The sequence below is a fragment of the Flavobacteriales bacterium genome, from assembly GCA_013214975.1.
In the GTDB taxonomy this organism is placed as follows: Bacteria; Bacteroidota; Bacteroidia; order DT-38; family DT-38; genus DT-38.
Genome location: JABSPR010000200.1, coordinates 1 through 3,488 on the forward strand (window position 1 = coordinate 1; position 3,488 = coordinate 3,488).

A 3,488-nucleotide genomic window follows, 5' to 3' on the forward strand; every position below is an offset into this window, starting at 1 on the left:
GGTTAAAGCGGAACCTCGATTGGCGTATTCAGACCACATACATTTTACACGAACGGGCGCGGGAAAAGTTGCGGATTGGTTTTATACTGCATTGATAGAGGATTACAGAAAATATAAAGGAGGAAAGAAGAATGAAAAGTAAATATTTATTTAGTCTAACGTTTATTTTGGCATTGGGATTTCAAATGCTTGCTCAGGCCCAAAGCCCTTATGTTAAAAAGGTGCCAAAACATAGTTTTATCAATTACGATACTAACAAAATTTTGTACTATGGCGACTCCACTAGCCTCGATAGGTTTTATGAAAAGTTGCAAGAATCTCTAGTATCAAAAGAGTCTAATGTGAACATTATGCATGTTGGAGGATCGCACATCCAAGCCGATATTTGGAGTGGCACAACTCGAATAAATATGCAAACCATGGAACCTCATATGAAAGGGGAGAGAGGTATGGTTTTTCCGTTGCACATGGCAAGAAGTAATAATCCAAATAATTTCAAAACAGAGTACACTGGTACGTGGGAAAAATGTCGTTCGGCACAAAAGTTAGACGATTGTCCGGTTGGCCTTTTGGGTTACCAAGTGCGAACTACAGACACTCTAACCACATTTAAAATTTATTGCTACGACGAGTATTATCCTTTAAAGTACAAGAGCGATAAGATTAAACTCTACTACGATATCGAAGATGAATCTTATACTCCCTTTATTATTGATGGAGGTATCAAAAAGAAGATGAATTTCTATAATTTCTTGGGGTATGCTTATTATGAGTTCGAGAGTCTACAAGATACAATCTACTTCGAAGTAAGAAAAACGGATTCCATTCAGAACTATTTTGAACTCTATGGAATTCAATTAGAAAACGACGATCCAGGGCTGATATACCAGAATATAGGATGTAACGGAGCCGATGTGCCATCATATAATAACTCCCTCTGGTTAGAGCAACATTTACACTCTATGGATGTGGACCTCGTAATATTTTCTATTGGGATAAACGATGCCTATGATTCCTCGTTTAGGCCGAAGACGTACAAACAAAATTACGATACGCTAATTGGATTGTTTAGGCGAGTCTATCCCGATGTGGATATTTTGCTTACTACAAACAACGACAGTTATCGCAATGGTAAACCCAATCCAAGGGCAATTGAAGTTCGAGAGGTGATGCAGCAATTGTGTGTAGATCATAATGCGGCAATTTGGGATATGTTTGAAATTATGGGGGGACTGGGTTCCATTAAAACCTGGGAAGATCATGGATTGGCCAAGAAAGACAAAATACATTTTTCGAATAAGGGTTATCGCCTAGTTGGCGACATGATGTTTAATGCCCTTATGAACGACTACCAGAATTTTTTGAAGGATGAATCCAATTAGCTGGATCGAAAAAATATTTCTGTTTAACGACGATCCGGCAACTCCTGGATTGTCGCAAGATCTGTTCTTTACCAAAATTTATTTTTGGTTGTTCTTGGCAGGTGTCATGCTTTTTATGGGCTTGATTTACAAGAAGAAGAACATGGCCACACTAATACCGGTTGCTTCAATTATTGCGATCGGGTTTCTGTACATGGCGATTTTTAGTTCGGGCTTCTTGGTTATATATTTTCTGTGGGCCCTCTTCGCTATTTTCTTTATTTATTACTCTTACAGCGATAAGAAAACGCTGGCATGTAATACCTTTTTGTTTGCCGCTAGTTTGTTCTTTTACTACAAGTCGGGTGGTGCCTTTTTCCTGATACTTCTGTTTACAACGGTAATAAATTATTTCCTTGGATTGGCCATTCATAAGCAAGAACAAAGGCTACGTAAGAACATCTTAGTTGCGGTTAGTGTTTGTGTTAACTTGTTCGTGCTTGCTCTTTTTAAATATGCCTACTTCTTTTCAGACTCGTTTAAAATCTTTTTGAATACCCTAAATCATGTTTTTGGTTTTGATTTCCTCGCTCAATGGGATCTTAACTTAGTGTTAGAACAATGGTCTAACGATAGCTTGGGCAAAGGATTTACTTTTTCAAGAATCATATTGCCAATAGGTATATCCTTTTTTACGTTTCAAGCGATGAGTTATACCATCGACATCTATAGAGACAAACTAGTGCCATTAAAGAACATCATGCATTTTGGCTTCTATGTGTCGTTTTTTCCTCAACTAGTTATGGGACCAATTGTAAGAGCATCCGAGTTTATTCCTCAGATTTATAAACCTTATCGACTAACAAAGGTTCAATTTGGTACAGCTATTTTTTGGATATTGAACGGACTGCTTAAAAAAGCATTTCTGGCAGATTTCCTTGCAAATGGTTTTATTGATTATTCGTTTCAAAACCCAGAAATGAGTAGCGGTTTCCAATGTGTAATAGCCATTTTTGGTTACTCCATGCAAGTCTATGCTGACTTTTCGGGATACACGGATATGGCTATTGGAATAGGATTGCTACTTGGATTTAAGTTTAGTCAGAATTTTAATTCTCCTTACAAAGCGAAGAACGTTGGAGAGTTCTGGAAGCGTTGGCATATTTCGCTTTCCACATGGCTACGCGATTATTTATACATACCATTGGGAGGGAGTAAAAGAGGCACAGAAGGTTCTTATATAATGCTAGGAGTAATGTTTTTTATACTGCTCTTGTTATCGAAAGATTATTGGAAGTATGTGTTGTCTATCTCTTATATTTTAATGAGCATATTACTCGTGTTAGCTGTAAGCTTTGATCGCGTAAGGCACTGGATAAATACAAATATTAATCTGATGATTACCATGCTTTTGGGTGGCTTGTGGCACGGAGCGAATTGGAACATGGTAATATGGGGCGGGTTAAATGGTCTTGGATTGGTAGTATATAAACTATGGAGGAAGATTAGTCCATATGAACGAATTAATGCTGCTTGGGCTAATACGCTTAAAATAATTGTGACCTTAACTTTTATTTCTTTTACACGAATCTTCTTCCGATCCGACGATATGGAAGTGGCCACTAGTTTCTTAGATCGGATCTTAAATCATTTCCACGCGGAGCTAATTACACAAGTAATCGCGGAATACTGGTTTTACTATCTGGTATTGGCCCTTGGATACGGGATTCACTTAATTCCAGCCAATCAAAAATCATTTTATAGGAATTGGTTTATTCGTTCGCACATCGTTATAAAAGGTGTGATAATTGTTTTCGCTACTATCATGGCTTATCAATCTCTACAAGCCTCACAGCCCTTTATTTATTTTAGATTCTAATTCTTTCCATATCAGCTCTACCCTTTACTGAACTACCTTTTAAAAGGCTCAATTGTAACATAATAGATCAAATTTTGTATACTTGGCATGCAAAGATCTTTTATGGTATTATTAAATATTAAAGGATTTCTGGGGAGGTTATTATTTATTACGAGGCTCATTTTTCTCGTACTAATTTGTGCGCCTAGTAGTTTCGCGAATGATTTAGTAGTGGAAAATTTGGATACCACAGAATTAGATGAGCAATA

At 37.1% G+C, this 3,488-nt stretch carries 2 protein-coding genes; both read left to right on the plus strand.

The features are described 5' to 3' along the window. Positions 1 to 131 precede the first annotated feature (131 nt). Positions 132 to 1,382, plus strand: a complete 1,251-nt coding sequence (locus tag HRT72_06730; protein ID NQY67403.1) for a hypothetical protein — start codon at positions 132 to 134, stop codon at positions 1,380 to 1,382. Then, the gene (locus tag HRT72_06735; GenBank protein NQY67404.1) at positions 1,369 to 3,240 is read left to right on the plus strand and encodes an MBOAT family protein; all 1,872 of its coding nucleotides are present in this window, start codon (positions 1,369 to 1,371) and stop codon (positions 3,238 to 3,240) included. Before HRT72_06730 ends, HRT72_06735 begins: the two co-directional genes overlap by 14 nt. Positions 3,241 to 3,488: the final 248 nt, after the last annotated feature.